At 51.7% G+C, this 20,300-nt stretch carries 25 protein-coding genes; 13 read left to right on the top strand and 12 right to left on the bottom strand.

Going from position 1 to position 20,300, the window contains the following annotated elements; genetic code table 11:
* Positions 1–59 precede the first annotated feature (59 nt).
* From NVIE_RS06210 to NVIE_RS06195, 4 genes are all read right to left on the bottom strand, one after another.
* On the bottom strand, positions 60–995 hold the full coding sequence (locus NVIE_RS06210; RefSeq protein ID WP_227717505.1) for a TIGR00269 family protein: 936 nt from the start codon (positions 993–995) through the stop codon (positions 60–62).
* Between the two features lie 44 nt (positions 996–1,039).
* Positions 1,040–1,255: a TFIIB-type zinc ribbon-containing protein gene (locus NVIE_RS06205; protein ID WP_075054504.1), complete on the bottom strand. Its 216-nt coding sequence runs from the start codon at positions 1,253–1,255 to the stop codon at positions 1,040–1,042.
* A gap of 147 nt (positions 1,256–1,402) precedes the next feature.
* Positions 1,403–1,828: an aconitase X swivel domain-containing protein gene (locus tag NVIE_RS06200; RefSeq protein ID WP_227717504.1), complete on the bottom strand. Its 426-nt coding sequence runs from the start codon at positions 1,826–1,828 to the stop codon at positions 1,403–1,405.
* Positions 1,828–2,994: an aconitase X gene (locus tag NVIE_RS06195; protein WP_075054503.1), complete on the bottom strand. Its 1,167-nt coding sequence runs from the start codon at positions 2,992–2,994 to the stop codon at positions 1,828–1,830. The genes NVIE_RS06200 and NVIE_RS06195 overlap by 1 nt, the downstream gene beginning before the upstream one ends.
* Positions 2,995–3,113: 119 nt before the next feature.
* Between NVIE_RS06195 and NVIE_RS06190 the strand changes: the two genes are divergently transcribed.
* Positions 3,114–3,815 (top strand): endonuclease III domain-containing protein, encoded by a 702-nt coding sequence (locus NVIE_RS06190; protein WP_075056036.1) that lies wholly within the window; start codon positions 3,114–3,116, stop codon positions 3,813–3,815.
* Here NVIE_RS06190 and NVIE_RS06185 read toward each other — a convergent pair.
* Positions 3,754–4,449, bottom strand: a complete 696-nt coding sequence (locus NVIE_RS06185) for a hypothetical protein (RefSeq protein WP_075054502.1) — start codon at positions 4,447–4,449, stop codon at positions 3,754–3,756. The genes NVIE_RS06190 and NVIE_RS06185 overlap by 62 nt on opposite strands.
* A 148-nt stretch (positions 4,450–4,597) precedes the next feature.
* On the opposite strand from NVIE_RS06185, the gene NVIE_RS06180 reads away from it, so the two are divergent.
* On the top strand, positions 4,598–5,878 hold the full coding sequence (locus NVIE_RS06180) for a hypothetical protein (protein WP_144239538.1): 1,281 nt from the start codon (positions 4,598–4,600) through the stop codon (positions 5,876–5,878).
* 215 nt (positions 5,879–6,093) lie between these two features.
* Entirely contained in the window at positions 6,094–6,393 is a 300-nt protein-coding gene (locus tag NVIE_RS06175; RefSeq protein ID WP_075054500.1) for a winged helix-turn-helix domain-containing protein, read from the top strand.
* 127 nt (positions 6,394–6,520) lie between these two features.
* Here NVIE_RS06175 and NVIE_RS06170 read toward each other — a convergent pair whose 3' ends face one another.
* Positions 6,521–6,823: a hypothetical protein gene (locus NVIE_RS06170; protein WP_075054499.1), complete on the bottom strand. Its 303-nt coding sequence runs from the start codon at positions 6,821–6,823 to the stop codon at positions 6,521–6,523.
* Between the two features lie 172 nt (positions 6,824–6,995).
* Here NVIE_RS06170 and NVIE_RS06165 point away from each other — a divergent pair, with 172 nt between their 5' ends.
* Positions 6,996–8,219 carry a DUF7482 domain-containing protein gene (locus NVIE_RS06165; protein ID WP_144239537.1) on the top strand — a complete coding sequence of 408 codons (1,224 nt, stop codon included), beginning with the start codon at positions 6,996–6,998 and terminating at the stop codon, positions 8,217–8,219.
* Positions 8,220–8,301: 82 nt separating this feature from the next.
* On the opposite strand, the gene merA is transcribed toward NVIE_RS06165, so the two are convergent.
* The 3 genes from merA to NVIE_RS06150 form a co-directional block, all read right to left on the bottom strand.
* The gene (merA, locus tag NVIE_RS06160) at positions 8,302–9,726 is read right to left on the bottom strand and encodes a mercury(II) reductase (RefSeq protein WP_075056035.1); all 1,425 of its coding nucleotides are present in this window, start codon (positions 9,724–9,726) and stop codon (positions 8,302–8,304) included.
* A gap of 39 nt (positions 9,727–9,765) precedes the next feature.
* Positions 9,766–9,921, bottom strand: a complete 156-nt coding sequence (locus NVIE_RS15330; RefSeq protein ID WP_158435117.1) for a hypothetical protein — start codon at positions 9,919–9,921, stop codon at positions 9,766–9,768.
* Between the two features lie 254 nt (positions 9,922–10,175).
* Complete coding sequence (locus NVIE_RS06150) at positions 10,176–10,571, bottom strand: winged helix-turn-helix transcriptional regulator (protein WP_075054496.1); 396 nt, start codon at positions 10,569–10,571, stop codon at positions 10,176–10,178.
* Positions 10,572–10,698: 127 nt separating this feature from the next.
* Between NVIE_RS06150 and NVIE_RS06145 the strand changes: the two genes are divergently transcribed.
* The 4 genes from NVIE_RS06145 (at position 10,699) to merB (ending at position 13,078) form a co-directional block, all read left to right on the top strand.
* Entirely contained in the window at positions 10,699–11,271 is a 573-nt protein-coding gene (locus NVIE_RS06145) for a hypothetical protein (RefSeq protein WP_227717502.1), read from the top strand.
* Between the two features lie 2 nt (positions 11,272–11,273).
* Complete coding sequence (locus tag NVIE_RS06140) at positions 11,274–11,843, top strand: TlpA family protein disulfide reductase (protein ID WP_075054495.1); 570 nt, start codon at positions 11,274–11,276, stop codon at positions 11,841–11,843.
* Between the two features lie 9 nt (positions 11,844–11,852).
* Complete coding sequence (locus NVIE_RS06135) at positions 11,853–12,320, top strand: hypothetical protein (protein WP_075054494.1); 468 nt, start codon at positions 11,853–11,855, stop codon at positions 12,318–12,320.
* An 80-nt stretch (positions 12,321–12,400) separates the two neighbouring features.
* Positions 12,401–13,078, top strand: a complete 678-nt coding sequence (merB, locus tag NVIE_RS06130; RefSeq protein ID WP_075054493.1) for an organomercurial lyase — start codon at positions 12,401–12,403, stop codon at positions 13,076–13,078.
* Between the two features lie 57 nt (positions 13,079–13,135).
* Here the strand turns inward: merB and NVIE_RS06125 are convergent, their stop codons facing one another.
* Complete coding sequence (locus NVIE_RS06125) at positions 13,136–13,786, bottom strand: helix-turn-helix domain-containing protein (RefSeq protein WP_075054492.1); 651 nt, start codon at positions 13,784–13,786, stop codon at positions 13,136–13,138.
* 600 nt (positions 13,787–14,386) lie between these two features.
* On the opposite strand from NVIE_RS06125, the gene NVIE_RS06120 reads away from it, so the two are divergent.
* The 3 genes from NVIE_RS06120 (at position 14,387) to NVIE_RS15865 (ending at position 17,043) form a co-directional block, all read left to right on the top strand.
* Entirely contained in the window at positions 14,387–15,088 is a 702-nt protein-coding gene (locus tag NVIE_RS06120; RefSeq protein ID WP_075054491.1) for an HFX_2341 family transcriptional regulator domain-containing protein, read from the top strand.
* Between the two features lie 76 nt (positions 15,089–15,164).
* The gene (locus NVIE_RS06115; RefSeq protein ID WP_144239536.1) at positions 15,165–15,350 is read left to right on the top strand and encodes a hypothetical protein; all 186 of its coding nucleotides are present in this window, start codon (positions 15,165–15,167) and stop codon (positions 15,348–15,350) included.
* A 67-nt stretch (positions 15,351–15,417) separates the two neighbouring features.
* On the top strand, positions 15,418–17,043 hold the full coding sequence (locus tag NVIE_RS15865; RefSeq protein ID WP_227717501.1) for a DUF3179 domain-containing protein: 1,626 nt from the start codon (positions 15,418–15,420) through the stop codon (positions 17,041–17,043).
* 87 nt (positions 17,044–17,130) lie between these two features.
* Here NVIE_RS15865 and NVIE_RS06105 read toward each other — a convergent pair whose 3' ends face one another.
* Entirely contained in the window at positions 17,131–17,550 is a 420-nt protein-coding gene (locus tag NVIE_RS06105; protein ID WP_084790659.1) for a helix-turn-helix domain-containing protein, read from the bottom strand.
* Between the two features lie 108 nt (positions 17,551–17,658).
* Between NVIE_RS06105 and NVIE_RS06100 the strand changes: the two genes are divergently transcribed.
* Both NVIE_RS06100 and NVIE_RS06095 read left to right on the top strand, forming a co-directional pair.
* Positions 17,659–18,702 carry a hypothetical protein gene (locus NVIE_RS06100; RefSeq protein WP_075054488.1) on the top strand — a complete coding sequence of 348 codons (1,044 nt, stop codon included), beginning with the start codon at positions 17,659–17,661 and terminating at the stop codon, positions 18,700–18,702.
* 92 nt (positions 18,703–18,794) lie between these two features.
* Complete coding sequence (locus NVIE_RS06095) at positions 18,795–19,160, top strand: hypothetical protein (RefSeq protein WP_227717500.1); 366 nt, start codon at positions 18,795–18,797, stop codon at positions 19,158–19,160.
* Here the strand turns inward: NVIE_RS06095 and sat are convergent.
* On the bottom strand, positions 19,157–20,284 hold the full coding sequence (sat, locus tag NVIE_RS06090) for a sulfate adenylyltransferase (RefSeq protein WP_075054487.1): 1,128 nt from the start codon (positions 20,282–20,284) through the stop codon (positions 19,157–19,159). The genes NVIE_RS06095 and sat overlap by 4 nt on opposite strands.
* Between the last annotated feature and the right edge of the window lie 16 nt (positions 20,285–20,300).

Raw genomic sequence — 20,300 nt, 5'->3', positions numbered from 1 at the left:
AATTAACTATCGCAGGAAGCTAATCTGTTAATGGCAACCCAGAACGATGTTTTATTTTTTCATGGCCTGAGTACGCTCACAGTCTTGCAGACCGAGCAGACGTCGCCGGTGGAATCGCGCCCGCACAGCCTGCACTTCCTGTCGCCCCTTGGCTCTGTAAATGATGCTCGTAATTTCTCTGACACCTTCATCATAGACGCATACGCGTTGTTCTTTATCCCCGGATGCTCGCTTTCCATCCTGTTGAAAAACTCGCGCAGGTCAGTCCTGATGCTCTCGTTCATGTACGGGCATTCCTCTGACTGGAACGGGATCTCACGCTGCAGCGCGTAAAAAGCTATCTCGTGCTCGTACAGTTCTGCAAAGGGCTTGATCTTTTTCATGCCGCCCGCGTACTCTATGGGCTCCGGGTACATCCAGCCGATGCGCTCCACGTCGCCTGCCAGTAAATTGATCATGAATGTCTGCAGCTGGTCGTCCATGTTGTGCGCAGTCGCCACGACGTCCGCGCCGACGCTTTCAGCCGCCAGGTCAATAGCGCGCCTTCTGAACGTGCCGCACATTGAGCAAGATGATATTTTCTCTGACGGCCGCAGGACCATAGCCTCGTCCATCGAAACGCCAAACAGGTCCTTGTAGCTCATGACTTTGCTCTGCACCTCAAGCTGCGAGCAAAAGCCCTTTACGATTTCAAGCGACTCGTCGCGGTAGCCCTTTATCCCCTCGTCAATAGTGACTGCGACAAGGTCGTCTTTGGAACGGTCATGCTCGTCAAAGATCTTTTTCATGACGTACAGCAGTGATAAACTGTCCTTGCCCCCTGACACGCCGACTGCGACCCGCTCGCCGTATTTCAGCATCGAGTATTTCGACATCGTCCTCGCAGTCTTGTCCTCGATTGACCGCACAAAGCATTTCTTGCACAAATACTCGCCAGAGTAGGCGCGAAAATACACGGAAGGCTCTTTGTGGCACTTGATGCAGCAGGAGTGCAAGACATCTGCTGGAGAGCCTGCTGGGGATATTAATTATTCTGGGGCTACTTTTGCTGCTTGTCCTTCTTGGAAGACTGCCACCAGTCGATGTAATCGTCATGCCTCTTTTGGCGCACGTCTTCTTTTCTAGCCTCCGCCTTGTCGCGCAGCTCGTCTATCTTTTCCCTTGAAGCAAACAGGCCGCAGCTCTTGCAGACGAAATTCTTGCTGGCGAGGTCAAACTTTAGCTCGCCTCCACATTCGGGACAGTAGCTGACCAATATGATCCCGTTTCCACCCGCAAATAAAAGGTTTTTTCAGTCAAGTCGGTGCACGGACTTGAGTCGTCATTCCGCAGGCTAGCCGCGGTCGGTTCGCCCATCTGGTGTGCCGTGCACCGAGCAAGCTTTGCTGCGTGCACAAAAAGATTAAACTGTTGCTGCTATCTGGCCTGCTTCCGCGTCCACCCTGATCCTGGAGCCGGGCCTGACCAGCGACGATAATGGTTCTTTTGCCATCTCTTCCGGGAGGTCGACGACCGGGATGTTGGCGATTGCGCAGCCGGAAGCGGTGGTGATGTCTGCCTTTGCGCACACTATGGCCCTTGGCGCCGTCCCTGCCTCCTTTAGCGAATAGAAAACGTACGCACCCACGCTGCTACCGATGGCGTTTGGGAACACCAGTATTGCGTCCTTGAGCGACCTGCCGTAAAGCTCGTGCTTTGGGTCGGTTATCCTGCCGCTCCTGGCCTCGACCATTGCAAGGAAGTTTATCGGCTGCGAGCTGACAAGCGCCTCGCCCTCTCCCTTGCCGCCCACTATTTTTCTGCAGCCGGTTATCATCATCGTCGTCATTATTTTGTGTACTCCTTTACTATCGCCTTTACGTCCTTTAGCGCGACCTTGACCTTGTTGGAGTTGTTCATGTAGTATGCCGCCTTGACGCTGCTTGTTATCACGGAATCGTACCTGTCCTTGTCGACGTACGGCGTCAAACATGTGCAAGAGTCGCACATGAACTCGCCCCCTGCCTTCTCAATCTGCCCCGTCAGGCCGATCTTGGTAGCCTGGTTGTGGATTGCCCGCGAGCAGAATATCATGCAGCGCCTGTCGAATTTCTTGCCCTCCGTCAGCCTGGCAAGGGTGGCAAGCTCTTCAAGCCCAAGCTGGGGGCTTCCAAGCGTGATGATGTCGCCGTCGTCAGCCGTGCTCAATTCGTCCCTTACCTTCCTTGCCTCCTCTTTGCCAAACGCTATCTTTTCTCCTATGCCTGCTGCAACCGAGTCGCCGAGCGAGAACATGCCGCACGAGCCGGAGGTGCCAATGCCTGCGGAAAGCGCCTTTGCCTGCGGCCTGCCTATTGAATTTCCAATGCCTGCAAGCGCGACGCTGCTGTCCTTTACCGCCTTGCCCGCAAAATACCCGAGCAGGCCATAGTCCAGCTCGCTTTCAAACGAAAACCCTGTCTCTATTGCCACCCTTGGGTTCCTTGCCTCGTCAAGCCGCAGGTCGGAAAGCGGAGCCTTGCCCGTGACAGAGCTTGCAAGGGCCGAAAGCGCGCTTTCCTTGTTGGTGCGAAGTCCAAGCAGTGAATTTGAAAACACGGCCGCGTTGCTTTCCGCAAAGCTGACCGCGGTGCCCTTTTCCGGGATGTCGAAAACCTCGTACGGGGTACACGTAAACGACGGCGTGACTCCCATGCGCTCGTACGAGCGCATTATGCTTGCCTGCTTTTCAATGAACTTTTCAGGCAGCTGCTCGGGCCTGTCCCTGTCATAGCCCATCGGGTTTACAGTCGTCTTGACGGCGACCCTTGCGTCCCTGCTGAACTTTTCAAGGAACTGCACGCCTGCGTCGCCGATTGTGTTGTAGTTGACGCCTGACACGTGGGCCCACTTTACCGGCACCAGCCTCTTTGCGCCGGTGGCCTCGCCGATTGCCGCAAGTATGCGGTACGCTAGGGCAAGCGCCTCGCCCTTTTCCCCCGCAAGCGCCCTCTCTTCCTCCCTCGTCAGCTCCACAAAAGCATCTCCATAAACAGAGTATAAGAACCATATCTTGCAGGGGCAGAGGGTTTTATATCACGGGCGCACGAACGCACAAACAACAGCGTTTGGCCAAAAAGATAGCAATGATGCCCATGGGCGAAATCCTCCGCCGGATGGAAGCGGCGCTTTACCGGGAAAAGCCGCCTCGCCTTACTGCTCTTCGCGGCCTGCAGATGGAAGAGCAGGGCGACCCTTTCAAGATACTGATAGGCACCATCCTGTCTGCGCGCTCGCGCGACGAGAATACGACAAAGGTGGTCAACAAGCTGTTTGCAGCCTACAGGACGCCGGCAGAGCTGGCGTCTGCCGACCTTGACGACATTAAAAAGCTGATACATAGCATCGGCTTTTACAATGTCAAGGCGGCAAGGATAAAGCAGGTCGCGCAGGCCATCGTCGAAAAATTCGGAGGCGGGGTGCCCTCTGACATTGACAAATTGCTGGAACTTCCAGGCGTGGGCCGCAAGACTGCAAACTGCGTGCTCGTCTACGCGTTTGACAAGCCTGCGATCCCTGTCGACATCCACGTGCACCGCATATCAAACCGCCTTGGGCTCGTGGAAACAAAGACTCCTGAAAAGACCGAGGAGGAGCTGAGCAGGATGGTGGACAGGAGGCTGTGGACAAAGGTAAACGACACGTTTGTCATGTACGGGCAGAACATTTGCCTGCCTGTCAAGCCGAACTGCCGCGTGTGCGACTTGAAAAATATGTGCCGCTATTATGCTGATACTACTGCGACCTCTTTTTCTTCCACAAAAGAACGCCCATCAGCGCGCCAACGCCTATCATGACTGCCGCCGGCACGTAATATACCGGGGTGTCAGAAGGGCTTCCGTACAGGATGCCTATGCCGAGCGTGCCGCCGTACGCGTTTGCAAGCGCTCCGGCTTCGTCCATGCCATACACCTCGATTGACGCGGGGTTGAATCCCTGTATGTCGAGCCTGTCTACTACTATTCTCTTGCCGTCCGTCACCGTGAGCCCGCTGTTGTCGCTATGGGTCAGGGTGACAAGCTCCTCATAGACCCAATTGCCACTCTCGATTATCTGGTAGCCCGTCTGCGGCGCGTTTACCGCGACTACGAATTTCTGCTCGTCGCCTCCATACATGAATATCTGGATGTACTTTTCGCTTGGCGCCGGCTCTTTGATGGTTATCACGACTTTGGAGTCGTTTCTTGGGACGTACGAAAGCTTGTCGTCGACTGTGAATATCCAGTTCTGGCCCTTTGACTGGTCGTACTTGTAGACCACCGGGTTGCGGATGTCTCGGTTTGCCGCCTGGTACGGGAGGACAAAGCTCTCGTCTTTTGGCGATTTTATAACGTTTGTGGGCTGGATCTCTTGCGCAAGTGCCTGCTGTAACGGGATAAGCACAATGACGAGAAACCCAAATACTGCCAAGGCCGGGCGCAAAAGGCGCATTTGGAATAGTAAGTGCTGTCAGGCAATATATACGACTCGCAACAGCTGCTTCGCCCGCCGCATGTCCAGGCTATTGCCGCATTTTTAAGCGGGAACGGCCGTTTCAGGGGTTCCTGAAATAAGCGCCTGCCCTACCATAGGGGAGAGAATGGCGGGAGGGGTAAAGGGGCTAGGACTGCCTTTTGTAGCTTTGCTGCTCGCTGCTACAGCAGCAGTCCTCCCTATTACTGCGGCGTACGGCCAATCGTCGTCATTTGCCGTCACCACCAACAAGAGCGTCTATGATTCCGGCGACCGCGTAATTGTGGCCGGGACAGTTGATCTGGATGACAACACCACCAACAACGACAATGATAATAACAAGGGAGCCAAGTTCGTGACAGTCAAGGTGGCAAAAGACGATGTCATCTGCGGCCAGCAGTTTGTGAGGGTGGAGCGCGACGGCTCGTTCATTTCTCGTCCCATGAAGGTGTCCTGCGGGCCCGGCGATTACACTGTGACTGCCGCCTACGGCAGCCAGTCGGCCACCGCCGGCTTTCGCATAGCTGACAAGGATGCGGAACAGAGCGACGAGCTGGCACAGATACACGACACCGTGGTGCAGGCAAGGGACAGGGCCAATGCGAGGATTAAGGAGCTCGTGCAGGCGGACATCCCTATACCCACGCAGGCGGTTGAAAAGTACCAGCTTGGCTCGTCCGAGGCCTCGCTTGCAATCCAGTCCGCAGAGTACGGCCAGACGGAAAGCGCGCGCAAGCACATGGACGCGGCGCTTGCCTACTTTGCAGAAATGCTGGACCTTCTCTCGCCGGAAAACATGAAGGCGCTCTCCCAGCCGGCAGGTGAGGATGAAGAAAGGCGCCTGGCAGCCGCAAACGACTGGTATGGCAGGCTGGGCGACATTTACCGCACGCTTGCCGTCCTTGCGGAAAAGAACCGCGTTTCCGACCCGATATTTGACGACATACAGTCGCTGCTTGTCGAGGCAAAAAGGCTGATGGACAACAAAGACCTTGACTCTGCTGAATCGACGCTTGCCCTGACCGAGTCGGTGCTGGACAAGGCCCGGGCCAAGCTTGTAGAGCAGGCCAGCAGCAATAATGATGATGATGGTGGCGGCAGCAGCAATAGCAGCAATAACAACAATAATTCGACGAAGACAACAGCAACGGTAGCAGAAAAAGAAGGAGACAGTCCCGAGGCGCGCAACCTGTTGGCGTCTGCCGACAGGCTGGAAAAGAGGGCCGAAAAGCAGCTTGCCGATGCAGCCGGCAACGCGCAGGCCGAGGGCCAGATACGTGAAGCGATAAACCTGATCAACCTGGCAAGAATGGCAATTGGCGATGGGGATTACCAGTCGTCCCGGGATCTGCTTTCGACTGCCTCAAAGACCCTTATCGACGCCAACAGGCTGATCCGCTCATTCTGATACACCAATTCTTTGGTAGTTTTCCCGGACTCTTGCTTTCTAGGCTATTTCATGGTAATAAGGTTCTGGTAGGACTTGATAGAACGTAAATAGCCAGATTAGCGTTCCAAACGCAGTTCTGGGCATACTCTGCGCCCAAAAAGGCGGTTGGAACGCGCGTTCCAGCACGAATTCCACCCTATCCCTAAAATAATATAGAACAATCTGATAGAGTCATGTCTGAACGAAAAAACAACAGGGGCAAAATCGAAATCATGGCTGACGTCCTGACCCTGTCAACGGTCGGGATAAAAAAGACCCACATCATGTACAAAGCCAACCTGAGTTACGAGCAGATACTCTATTACCTGAACGAACTACTTGGAAAGGGCCTGCTTGCGCAGGACGTCATGGAAGGCTCGCCGGTCTACCGCACGACGGAAAAGGGAAGGGAATTTCTGCACTACTTTTCCAGGATGGCCGACCTGCTGAAGGGATACCCCGAAGAGCAAAAGGTGCAGCTTGTGGCACAATAAGTATTAGTAGTTTTTTCTTACTATCTTGTTGTTATCCACAAAAGCACGCTAACAATATCGTCAAGTGACGCGAGAAGGGGGTTTTTGACCCCAATCTTGATGTTTTTCAAAATTAAAAAACCATTATTCATCTTCTGGTTATCCAAAAGAGGACCGCAAGCCCTCCTGACTGGGCCGCGTTTATCACAAACAGGTACGGCGCAGCTGCGTCAACTATGGCTTTTATCGCCGGGCCGGCCAGGTAAAGGTTCGACCAGAAAATAACGATTACAATATTCTGGACTATGAAAAGCGACGCCACTATGACAAGGCCCCAGGTAAAGTAGGACTTTATCACTCTCAGGCTCTGTATGTAGAGCGCGACAATGCCTCCAAGGAGCCCAATGTTCAAAAGGGCGGCTCCTGCGGCGCCGAGCATAAAGTCCACCATTTACGGCTTTTCGGCTCTCGGCTTGCCTAATTTACTTTTTCCCCAATTCGGTCCCAATTCAAGTTAATTTGATGCTCTTTCTAGCCCTCATCTGATAAATCAAACAGTTAAAGTCAATCTCCAACTGTTGGAAATACTCGTTTTATACGCACAAACCGTCGAGAGAGCATAGATGGTTTCATCAAAGACGAAAAAAGGTGTGGTTGCCTCGGCGATAGCCGCATCAATTTTGATAACTGCAGTAGTAGTGGTTTTGTCTGCCCCTTTGGCGTCAAGGCAGCAGGAAACCGCGACAACGGCGCTGCAACAACAACAGACAGGGAATCCGACAGATAATACTACTACTACTGCCGCGGACAACAAATCTGTTAGTGCCGCGTCTAACGCCACGGTGGCAGACAAAGCCGGTTCGGTTCTAAAGCTGTCAAGGGCAAGCGTTCCAATAGACATACCTCTCGAAAAGGGCTATCATGACGGAAAAGATCTATTCTTCATAGCGACCGACGTGTCAGACCAGGATGTTGCCGCCCAGCTGACTAACGAGAGCGGGTTTCAGGTCAACTTTGCACCGCTGCTTGCCAAGACTCCGCAGGACGCGCGCAACCAGGCATACTTCTTTACCAATGGCATAGAAGGCAACGGTACGTTTGGGTTCCAGCTGCCCGTGGTGACATCAAAGCCTGGAGACGGGGACTACAGCCCGTTGTGGCAGGTCAACATGGCAAGCTGGAAAGAAACCGCCACTCCAAGAGAATTAACCTCAGTCCAGCAAGTCATGGACGCGCAAAATTCTGGCCAGCTGGACATAATGGCGACCGACATTATCGTAAACCATCCTGCGATCAAGTGGGACGGCGGCTCGCTAAAGATCAGGGACGACAGGAACAGCATCACTGACGACTCCTCGTACGTAGGCGGGCAGATCCTCGGCATAGACACGGAGAAGATGCTCGTCACGATGGTCGCCCATAGAGGGTGGAGGCCGGATGGAAAAACAATCTACTACGTGGTGACGGATGCCACGCCTGAAATGCCGGCAACGATGATGGGAGTCGCCAGCGTGCCGGCGGAAGAAAAACTTGCAAGGACTCCGGTGGCAGTCGACCTGTTCCAGTTTGAAAACGGCATAAAAGGATCCGGCCCGATGGGCTTCCAGGCGGGCATCGGAGGGGCAAATCCTGACGACAGCACAAAGTACAGCCCCATGTGGAAGATCTCGTTCATCAAGTGGAAAGATCCGTCACAGGCGCGGGTCCTTGAAAATCTGGGCGACATCAACGCGATGGTTGCAGGCGACTCGATCACGCTGGCCCCTGCGATGGAGGGCAAGCATGTAGTAAACTGCCCCTTCTTCAGCGAAGAAACGGTGTCAAGGCACATGCACAAGGAAGGATGAATTAAACTGTGATTCTGTTGCATGACAAGAGGTAGTTAGACTATACCTGCCAGTCAAGAACCGGGTGTGATGATCGAATCTACTATTCTGCACAACATGAGAGTTTGCTTACATCCTGCTTGAATGCGGTCGCAACCAGCTTTATCGCTTCAGACATCGTCGGAAACACATGCACCGTGTCTATGATATCATCTATAGTCAGCCTGTATTTTACAGCCACGACTGCTTCGTGAATCATGTCAGCAGCTATGCTTGCAAGAATGTGCACGCCAACTATGCGATTATTCTTCTTTGGATCGACAGCCATCTTGATCAGGCCTCTTGTATCGTTGACCGTCAGAGCCTTGGGAACATCTTTCATGAGCAGAGTACGGCAAGAGCAGTAGCCATATTTCTGCATCATTTGTTCTTCAGTCATCCCAACGGATGCTACCTGAGGGGAGGTAAATACCGCCGACGGCACAGAAAGCAAGTCTATCTTTTTGTGGCCGCCTGTCAATGCATTCTCGGCAGCGGTTGCGCCTGCTTTTGCTGCCAAAGTTTCAAGCATTGGCTCTCCGACAACGTCTCCGCCCGCCCATATGTGAGACGCCGAAGTTCGCATTTCAGAGTTGACAATTATCGCTCCATCGTCTCTCAGTTTTACGCCAGCGTTTTCCAGATGCAGGTCAGCAGTATTGGGTCTTCTGCCAGTTGCCATAAGCAACTGCTCTGCTTCAAACACTCGCTCTTCCTTATTTTTTACCGATGCACGGACAAACTTGCTTCCATTCTTTTGCCATACTTCCCGCACATTCACGTCCGTGATGATTTCTATTCCTTCTTCTTCAGTCAGATGCTGGTGCAGTCCTTGTGATATTTCAGGCTCGTGGTCAGGAATAATCCTATCACTTCTCTGCAGCAGAGTCACCTTGGCGCCAAACCTAGCATACATCTGTGCAAATTCAAGACCAAGAGCTCTGCCGCCTATGACAATCATTGAAGAAGGCTTTTCCTTAAGTGCCAATGCCCCATTGTTCGTCAGATATTGCATATTCTCTATTCCTTTGAACCTCGGAACAGAAGGCGAAGAGCCAGTGGCTATGATGAACTTGTCGGCCTCGAATAGCCTGCCATCATCATCAACAATTTTGACTTTCTTTGGAGAGACAAATGAAGCGTCGGCCTGTACGAGCTCCACATGTTCAAGTGACTGTAGCACATCATAATACTTTTGCTTGCGCAATCCCCTTACAAGCGCATCCTTACTTTCAATCGTCTTGGCAAAATCAAAATCAGAATCGCATGAAAACACCGATGGATAGGAAGGGTGCTTGGCAGAGTGCAATATTTCCCCTGCGCCTAAAAGGTTCTTGCTAGGCACGCAGCCTACATTCACGCACGTGCCGCCAAGCATTGCACGTTCAATCATTGCAGTTTTCACGCCATGCCTGTTGGCTTTGATGGCTGCGCTAAATGCAGCTGCCCCGCCACCGATAATTATCAGGTCATACCTGCCATTTTTCATTATCATCGTAATCCCTCACTCATCATAGACATAGTTTTGTCAGCGGCTTTCTGCCACTACAACAATTTGATCTTGTTTCTTCTTCCTCTTCAGATTTAGGATGGCAGCAGAACATGGCTTACCTATGGCAGTTTGCTGCTGTTCCTTTGACTCCCTTTTTCTTTCAAAGGCACGGAATATCGTTATGTCGCCCAAGAGCCCGCCCGCTGCTCCCAAAGGGATCGCAAGATAAGGAGCCCATGGCACTCCTAAATAGGCACCGGCTATAACCCCCGCAAACAGTCCAACGCAACAAAGCATGGATAATCTTTGCTCAGTGACTATTTAACAAATGCAGTTTCAAAAACAATAGTCGCTATTTTTGAAGAAAGTTAAAATCTCCACCAGCTGTCCGACTATGACAAAAAGATATCTTTAGCAGGCCGGAAGCCGAAGGAAAGCCTGACGCCTTAGAGAGAAAGATCTTCCTTTCCTATTCTTTTTCCCTTAGGAATCATAGAACAAGAGCAATGAGCAACTACAGTTCCTTTCTTTGTCAGAGCCCATTGCAATATCGGTATTATAGCCTGCCTGAGCTCCTCGCCATCCTTTGTCAAAAGATAATCAACTCTTGGGGGAATCTCGTTGAAAGCTTCTCTCGTTATCAAGTTATATTTTGCCAGCTCTTTGAGAGTATCTGCAAGCGTCTTTGGGCTTATTCCCTGTATCTCCTTCATCAAATCATTGTAGCGTATCCTCCCGTGGTTGCCTATTTCATTCACTATCAAAAGAGCCCATTTCTTGCTGATTATGTCTATCACTCCTTCCAGCGGGCAGAGGCATATCGCTTTACCAGGCTTGGCCATGCCTTAAACTACAGGATAGATAGTATAAGGGCTTTCTTTTTTATAGCATTGACATAACTATCCTCGGCAATAGTGACTATCGTGCCATAAACTTGCTAGCTTAAATCCCATCTATTGTGAAGTAATAGTGACGAGGAAAAAAATGCAAAGCCCCCACACTGCTGGTTCTTTGCTTACGCCTATTTTTCATGTAATTAGAACTTCAAAGTATAGAACAATAGCCATTGCATCAGGTCTGGCATATGCGATAATCTACATGGTAACAGTTGGGATAGTATCATATGTTCCCAATCTCTCTTCGGCCACGGGCATTCCTGTCTTCAGGGCGACTTATCTTGGAATATCCGCCATTCCCACTGACAATGTATTCTTCTTCATCTTTTATGGAGCCCTTGCCTTCCTTGCAGCATCCTCGATTCTGGTTGGCATTAATACTGCACTCATGTTCTATTCAAGAAGGCTTGCAAAAGCATGTGGAACGAGAAAAAGACCAGAATCGAAAGGGTTGTTTGGCCTTGTTCCTGCCTTCTTCACAAGCTTTTCATGCTGTGGTGGAGGATTGCTTGCCCTTGCAATAGGTCCGACTGCGTTTTCTTCTCTATCCATTTACAGCAAGTACATGGCTCCGCTGACAGTAGCAGTTTTGGCTGCCGGAACTTATCTCATGTCAAGAAAGATATCCAAAATGGAGAGATCCTGAGAATGACCGACAATAAGAAGAAGTATGTAGTCATAGGAGGAGCTGTAGCAGCCGCAGTGATAATAGCAGTTGTAGCATCGAGCTTTTCATCACAGGCCTCCAGCGGATCAGGCCTCACCACCGCTTCAGGAAAAGAAAATGTTCAAGGATTGCAGGTTGGCGACTCTGCCCCTGGCTTCAGCCTCAGAGATCCTGAAAAGGGCAGCATAACAAAGCAAACATTTGCAGGCAAGCCAGTGCTTATTTTCTTTACAACAACATGGTGCACTCCATGCCAGATAGGAGCTCAGAACCTTGCAAGACTTGATGATAAGACAGGCGGAAATGCGTTCAATGTATTGATAGTGTTTGTAGACCCGAGAGAGACAGATCAGCAATATATTGACTGGAAAGACAGGTATGGCAGGAGCGATTGGTATGTTGCGGAAAGCGAACAGATGCCACAGGAATACAAGGTGCGATATCTTGATACAAAATATGTATTTGACAGCAATGGCATAATAAAATGGGTAGATGTCAACCCGCTTGAATATTCAAAAGCAAAGCAGGTGCTCGAACCGTTTCTTGCGTAGTGGTAGGAAATGGTAAGCATAAGGCTTCTTTCTGCTGTAAAATACAAGCCTGCTATAGCGGCTCTATCAGCTACAGGAATTTTCTTTCTTCTCCCTTTGATACAGCTGATAAACACTTGGCTTGCATTTGACATATGGTTTTTGGACCTACAGCAGAAGCCTTGGAGCTCGATACCATACATGGCATTCTCCATCCTGTTTGGCGTGTTCATCTCGCTCTATCTATTCACAAGGAACAAGTGCTTTAACTGCAAGCCAGAGGCAGCAAGGACAGGCTTCGCCGGTTCAGTTGTTGGCTTCATGGTTGGCGTTTGTCCAGCATGTTTTTCATTCATAGGCGTACTCTTGCCATTAGGACCGACACTGTTCCTAACGATGTACTCGCCTGTTTTTACTGCAATATCAATAGCCATAGTGCTATTCTCCATCTACAAGCTGGGCGGATTTAGAAAGACAGAGCTTGTGATGGAACGATAGGCTACTACAGTTGTAGAGGACTGGATGAGCCCAACCTGTGTGGTATAAGGCTAATCCAAGACGCATGTTAAGTTAAGGACATGGCAAAAACCATGAGAAACAGTAGAGTGAAAACAGCAAATAACGTAGAGCAAGCATTTGATAAGATTCTAACAGGTATCTATGAAAGTCTGGGTTCAGAGCGACGACGTATCGTCGGTCAGACCTGGCAGCTCTTGGTAAATGGCTGCCCTGTGCCTCCTGATGAAGTAGCGATGCGCCTTGGAATATCTCCAGACAGTATGACCTCTACACTTAGAGGGTTTGGAGCAGAATTTGACAAGGAAGGCAACATAGTAGGGCTTGGGCTGACTTTGGTTCCAACTCCACATGTCTACGAGGTTGACGGTCGAAGGCTGTATACATGGTGCGCAGCAGACGCATTGGCTTTCCCGGTCATGCTCAAACAAAATGCCAACATAGAATCCCCTGACCCCGTAACCGGCAAGAAAATCCGCATCAGTGTAACGCCTGACAGAGTAGAGAAAGTTGATCCCAAGAGCGCCGTTGTATCATGGGTAAAGAACATAGATGTTAAAAACATCCGGGGAAGCGGCTGCAATAATGTCAACTTCTTCAGCTCACCTGAAACAGCGTCCAAATGGATAGCGGAGCATCCTGACCAGACGTTCTATTCGGCAAACGATGTTTACAAAACCCTCAAAGAAATACACCTCCACAAGTATCAGGACATAATGTCGGGCTGCAAGATGTGCTGAGCTAGACGCCAAAAAGGATACCCTGCACCTCCCATTTTCTTTTATTTTCAACCTTTCTTAGCCAGCAATGATGCTGGCAATGAGCTTTCTTTCAGCCTTTCTCAAGTGTTCAACTACAGTAGACTTGTCAGCATTTAGATGTTCAGAGAGCTGTTCCGAAGAAATCCTCCGTGGAACATCATAGTAGCCCAGAGCATAAGCCGTGAGAAGCGCCTGCCTTTGCTTAAGGGTCAGCTTTGATAGGGGCGATTCTGGTTTCGTATTAACAGAAGTGAGCCCAAGGATCTTGTACGTATTGGATAGCCTGTTCGCATATTGAAGGAACTTCTTTATTTCAATCTCCCTGCCTATCAACTCTGCCTTCATTCTGTTTACATCCAAAAATTCTGGCGGGCGAGCCATTAGCAATCTGGGCCGATGGATACTTCCTGGCGACGGGGGAACAATTGTCTCTCCTTCGATGAAGACAACCAGTGACCCGTCCTTTTCCCTGTAAAGAACCTCTAAATTTGTAAGAAGCCCATTGCCTACCAAATCCTTCGCATCCATACTCTTATCCTTCAATCTTATCCTGCAGATAAGGGCTAGACCCTGAGTATCGCACCTGAAGCACCTGAGAGCCTCAAGGATCTCGACCTTGCCGTAATTGTAACCAAAGATTTGCTTCCATGCGTCTTGATAGTTGAACTCCAGAGTTACGCGCCGCATGCTGTCATACGCTTGCTAATAGTGCCTTGTTTCTAATAATAAATGTGCCCAACCTGTGGGGTATAAAGGGAAAATGTATCGCTTCTGTAAAGCAGACTTGTGGAGCAGAACAATCGACAACCGGTTGAACCTGTGGCTAGGCATAGGGAGATTCCCCTGTGGGGTTGGCTAGCAGTAATCGGATACATGGTTTTGGCAGATAACTTGATGCCATCTCCGTATGAAGGATGGGCGCTAGTCGCGGGCTGGTTTGCAGCAAGTGCATTGTGTCTGGTCAATTACGGCTCATGCGGCAGATACCACTGCAAAATAACCGGACCGGGATTCTTGGGACTTGGCATTCTGGATCTTTTAGACACGATAGGAGTGGTAAATCTGCCAGCATGGGTTACTTGGACTGCGCTTATAGCTATGCTTGCAGTCGGATTTGGCCTTGAATATAGATACAAATCCAAATGCGGAACATGCTATGCGACGCTCGGCTCCAAATAATAATATTTTTTTAGTATGGTAAGTAGGTAACTCCTTTTCTTCTATTAAAGAGAAAATTGAACGGTTTGACGCCATTTTTAATACTGTCGTTCATCCAGTTTACCTTGCATGTCGCAGCAGCAAATGACCACGCTCCAGATAGCAACCTTTGGAGGCGAAGGTCAGGAAGGCATCGCCGCCGGCATCAGGAATTTCCCCGTACACCAGCTGGTGCTCCTGTGCTACAACTCTGACAGGCAGAAGGCAGAAGAGTTTGCAAGGAAGCTCCGGGCCGTCCTTGGCCTGACAGTCACGATAAGCCTGGTCACACGGGAAAACGTCATCAGGAATACGATGGAAAGGGTAAGTGAAATCCTCAACAGCATCCGCCAAAAAGAGTTCAAGCAGGTCCTCATGAACGTAAGCTGCGGGGACAAGCTGATGGGGTGCGCGGCGCTGTCTGCGGCTTTTATCAACGGGATCAAGGCATTCGGGATGGATTCTGCCACCGGCGAGCCGCTGCTCATGCCGGTGCTGAAACTCAGCTACAGCGAAATAATCTCTGAAGCAAAAATCAGGATACTGAATGCCATACACAGCGCAGGCGGCTCTATCGAGAGCCTGGATCAGCTCGAGCAGGTATCCGGCTATGGCAAGCCCCTGCTCAGCTACCACGTGATGGACTCGCGTGAATCAAAGGGGCTTGCGGACCTCGGCCTGCTTGAGGTGGAAAAAGGCGACAGGGGCAAGATATCTGCCAAGCTGACCACGCTTGGCAAGCTGCTGGTCACAAGCAGCGCCATCAGCAGCGCCCCCGCCACTACAGGTTAGCAGCTGATAGAATCTGCCGCCGTCGTCGTCGCAAGACTTGAAAAAATCTTTTATTGTTTTGCGGCCTACAAGGGCCATGGAACCGTTGATGCTCGGGTTTGTCTCTCTTGACATGACCGTGGGCATGCTTTTGGGAATGGCGGCAAGCCCGGTCATGATGAAGGGGATCAAGGTCATCAGGCAGAGGAGAAGGATCAACAGGATGCTCCATGAAATAGCGGAGATCCGAAAAACTAGTGGTAGCTTGAATCAACCAATCTAGCTTTTCTTTAACCCTTGAAGTACGGAATTAAATAATGAACAAGCGCGAATTATGGCTAGCGACAAGTTTGCAGCAGCGGCGCCTGGGCTACATGGAAAGAAATGCGCTGGCAAAGAGTCTGCTAGCAGGCGGCATAACGATGTCCCTGTACCTGCTTGTAGTCGTGCTGACTACTCCAAGCCTCCCTGCCCTTTCAGCCATCCAGGCTGCTTTTTCGGCAAACCCTGTTGTCATTGGCGGCACCTCGATGGCGGTAGCTGCGCAGACCTTGTTTGCCAGCTATGGGAGAAGCCTCGGATGCAACCTTGAAAAAAGAAGCAGCCGGTTCAGTGCAGGTTCCGGCAGCGCAGTCGGCTCGTTTTTCTCGTTCTTTTCGCTTGTCCCGCTTGGCTGTTGCGGAAGCTGGCTCCTTTTGCTATCTTTTCTTCCGTCAGTCTTTGGCACTGCTGTCTCGGCATTCCTCGTTGACTATTCAAAACCGCTTTCCTACGTCGCCACGGCGTCGGTGCTGGGCCTGGCAGCCCTCAATGGCGTAAAGCTGTATCGCCGCATATCGAAAATGGCGCCCAGACCTCCGGCTGGCATTGTTAAGCCCCTGGCGATATTGGTTGGTTCTATCGTCCTCTCAGTCGTGGTCATTGCATCAGCAGCCGCCGCTATCTACCAGCAGCAGCTGCTAAGTAATGATGCAACAGCCGCGGCGACAGATGATCGGCCTGCAGCTTTCCTGATGGTGCCGCCAGACAAGATTGTGAATGGAGGCCCTCCACGAGACGGGATCCCGTCGATAGACAACCCAAAGTTTGTTTCAGTGAAAGACGCAAAGCTTGAGGATTCTGACCTTGTGCTCGGGCTTGAAATCAACGGCGACATCAGGGCGTACCCTCTGCGCATCATGGTCTGGCACGAGGTTGTGAACGACCACGTTGGTGGAGTGCCCGTGGCAGTCACATACTGCCCTCTCTGCTTTACCAACCAGGTGTTCAAGCGCACAGTAGGTGATGCTGTAGTGGAATTCGGGACTTCGGGCAAGCTGTACAACAGCAACCTCGTGATGTATGACAGAACTAGCGAGTCGCTCTGGAGCCAGGCGCTCGGGCAGGGAATTGCCGGCAAATATGCGGGGGTGAAGCTAGAGCGGGTTCCGTTTGACCTGGCATACTGGAAAGACTGGAAAGAGCTGCACCTGCAATCAAAGGTACTCTCTCAGGATACAGGTTATGGCCGGCCTTACGGCTCCGACCCGTACGGCGACTATTACACAAGCCCGGACATCCTGTTTCCAGTTTCCCACCGCGACGACAGGCTCGGCTCAAAAGAGATTGTGATTGGGCTTGAAAATTCCGGCACCTTCAAGGCATACAAACTCCAAGACGTGGAAGACAAGCACGTGATTAATGACGAAATTGATGCAAAACCGGTAGCACTGTTCTCCGTCTATTCATTTGGTGCCAGGTTGTTCGACAGAACATTACTGGATGATGATGATAATGATGGCGATGGCAAGGTTGTTCTGGACTTTCGGTACCAGGATGGCAAGATTATGGACGCACAGACGTCAAGCGTGTGGGACTTTGACGGGAGGGCAATCGAAGGGCCGCTGAAGGGCAAGCAACTGAGTCGCCTTCCATTTGACGAAGGGTTCTGGTTTGAATGGGCGGCATTCCACCCAGAGACAGAGCTTCATAGCTGACGTAGGCCTGGAACCAAATTGAGTATAAAAGAAGTAACCGGGAATTGCCGTGTTCCCCTGGAAGCACGCCCCCCTCCCCAGTGGCAATCACCCCTTCTTTACCCTGGCCAGTATCTCCTGGAACGACGCATAGTTCTTTTCCATGAGCGGCGTCAGAAAGTAGGTGGCGCCGTACATCTCTTTGTTCTCGGTGATTATCATGCCGTTTTCCGTGAGCACCTTGAGGTGGTGGAGCACGGTCTTGTAGTCGAGTTTCAGTTCCGACGCGATCTGGTTTGCGTTTGCCGGCCGGCCGTTTAGCATGTCGATTATCTTGGCGCGGTTGACGCCTCCCCTGCTGCTTGCTATCAGGTACCACAGCACGCGCTTGAAGCGCGGGTCGATATATCCGCCGCCCTGCCCCGCAGGGCCGCTGCCGGGCGACGCGCGCAGAAGAAATGACGACGGCAGGCGAAAGGTGATGGTAATGAGGCCAATGATGCCCGAAATGCCCGCCGTTAGAAACATCGACAAAATTGCGTGCTTTTGGGTGGTTATAAAGTTGTCCGCAATTGGGGAGTAAATTGGGTGTGAATTGGGGAAAAATCCTTTATAGCCGGAGCAAAAGCACGCCCAATGAATCTTCGCGACGGTAACGGCAAAATCAAGGCTAATGTCATTATCGCCACGGTCTTTGCAGCCTCGCTTGTTGCAATGGTCCCGGCGGTAATCGCCATCAGCTCATCATCCACAAGGATGATAGCTACGGACGCGGAAGCGGCAGACATGGTGCAGCAGCCATACGTCAAGGCTTTTGCAGGCAGTTCAGCGCTGTACGAGCCCAACGCGGGCAAGACGAACGTGTTTGGCCCAGGCGGCATCTTTCCGTTCTTCAACGACACCTTCTCCTGCGGCGACGCAATAACCTGCGGCGTCCAGACAGATGCAAGTTTCAAGGGCGTCTTTAAAGAGAACGGCGAGCCGGGCGACAACAAGTTTGTTGCCACGTACACCGCGCCAATCACCTACGGCGACCACCAGGTCAAGGGCCACAGGTACAAGGTCGTGATGGTCGACACAAAGTGGAACAACGACGACCCTGCCCAGACGCCCCTCCCTACAAGGACGCCTGACTTTCTCCTCCCCGGAAACGGCGTGACGTTTGACCAGTACCAGCACGGCCACTCTATGATAGACAGGGCCGACGTGCCCCTGTTCTGGAACAAGGTGGTGGTGTACGGACACGCAAACGTCTACGACGAGACTGACGGCGGCAAGCTGGTTGCAGAGAACATATTCATGCACCTGATGGTGGGAAAAGCAGTCGACGAGAAGGGGTTCTACTCTGACATGCAGAACAACGACGGCACGCCGCTTGTAGTGCTCCTGTTCCTAGTGAACGTCCCAAGCGGGGTACAGCTTCCCGGCGGGATAGGCCCGCTCACGTCAGAGCAGGCGCAGAGCTTTACGCCGCTTGCAGACGACCCGTCGCTGACAAACCCGCCGCCAGTTGACTACTCCAAGCTGGCAGAATGGGGCGTAAACGCGCCAGAGCCAAAGCCGCAGTCAACTCCGTGGTCCGTGGACAACCCGACGCAGCCGGTGTTCTTCACCTTCCTGCTCTTCACGGACGCCAAGGCGTACAACTCGGCAAACAACAACCTCCCGGGCGTCAACTAGAGGAAGGCGCGCCCTCTCCCCTCTCTTTTTTCCAAATCCTCTTCTTACCGTTAACTTAATTATTCACAACAATGATTTCGCTTTTGACTTATTTGGTCGATTACAACGCGCTGTGCCTCAGAATACTTGAAGCAGACTCGTACGTGCGCTTTGCCGGCGTCGCCGACCAGCTTGGCAAGATGGTGGCGTCACAGTACCGCAAGAACGTCCAACCTCTGCTGACAAAGGAAGAGTCCGAGCTGTCGGCGACGCAGTCGATATTGAGGATGGGAACTCGCTTGACCCTTGAGAGCAAGCTGGGCCCAACCGTCTATTCGTTTGCGCTGTACGAGCGGGTCAAGCGGGCAACGATACCTGTGCGCGACCCGGGCAACCACTGCCTCCTGGTCTCGTTCGACGTCGTGGCCGACCACGAGGAGATAATCCTGGAAAAGATATTGCCTCTTTTGAAAAGCTAGGACACAAAAGGTTCCTTGAACGACACTATCAGCTTTGATATTTCCGGCCTCATCAGGTGCTCCGCCGGTATCTCGCCGGAGCTGACCATCTTTCTCATCTTTGTGCCGCTCAATTCCTCCCTGACCTCGGGGCCGTGGGGGCAGTTGCGCTCGTTGGCATAGCTGAGGCATTTCTTGCAGTAGTAGAACGCTGGAAAGAACACCGGCTGTATCTCTATGTCGGGGTAGTCCTTGAATATCTCGTGTGCTGCAAAGGGGTGGTAGTAGCTGCCGACCCCGGCGTGGTCGCGCCCGACAATAAAGTGCGTGCAGCCAAAGTTCTTTCTCATGATTGCATGGTGTATCGCCTCCTTGGGCCCGGCATACCTCATCTCTGTATGCAAGGTGACGAACATGGCGCGGTCCTTTGGGTAATAGTTGTTGATGAGAGTCTCGTATGCAGAAAGTATCACCTCGTCCTTGAAATCGCCCTGCTTTTTCTTGCCGATGAGCGGGTTCACGAAAAGCCCGTCGTACAGGTTGAGCGCGGCCTTTTGCAGCATCTCGTGCGCAACGTGCGGCACGTTTCGCGTTTGAAAGCCGACTACTGTCTTCCAGCCGCGCTGCGCCATCTCCTCTCTCGTATCCTTTGGCGTCTTTCTGTACTTCCTTATCTGACCCTGTGGAATTCTCTTTGAAACCTCTATCCTGCCGCCTACAAGGTGGCTCTTCATGTTTGCCATCTTGGCAACTCCCGGGTGGTTGGGGTCGTCGGTGCCATAGACTGCCTTGGCAGAGGCAAGCCTGTCAAACGTGTATACCTCCTCTATTTTCAGGGACGCAAACTTTTCTCCCGAGACTGCAAGTGCGATCTCGCCGGCCTGCCTGGCGCTTTTTGCGGCCTGCTCGTCAAGGTCGAGCACTATCGGGACCGTCCATGCAAGGCCGCTTTTCAGCCTGCCTGTCTTTACGATGCTGCCAAAGTCGTCCTGGCCGACAAAGCCCTCGAGGGGGCTGAAAATGCCGTCGGCAATGTTCTCGATGTCGCTTCTCAGGTCATTTGAAACCTCGACAGCAAGCATGCCGTCAAGGCTTGAATTTGAGAACCTGCTTACCAGCCTTCCGCCGTGTGGTTGCAAAGCCATATTTTACTACTATCAT

This window comes from Nitrososphaera viennensis EN76 (assembly GCF_000698785.1).
Classification (GTDB): Archaea; Thermoproteota; Nitrososphaeria; order Nitrososphaerales; family Nitrososphaeraceae; genus Nitrososphaera; species Nitrososphaera viennensis.
This window is presented reverse-complemented; position numbering and strand designations above follow the sequence as displayed.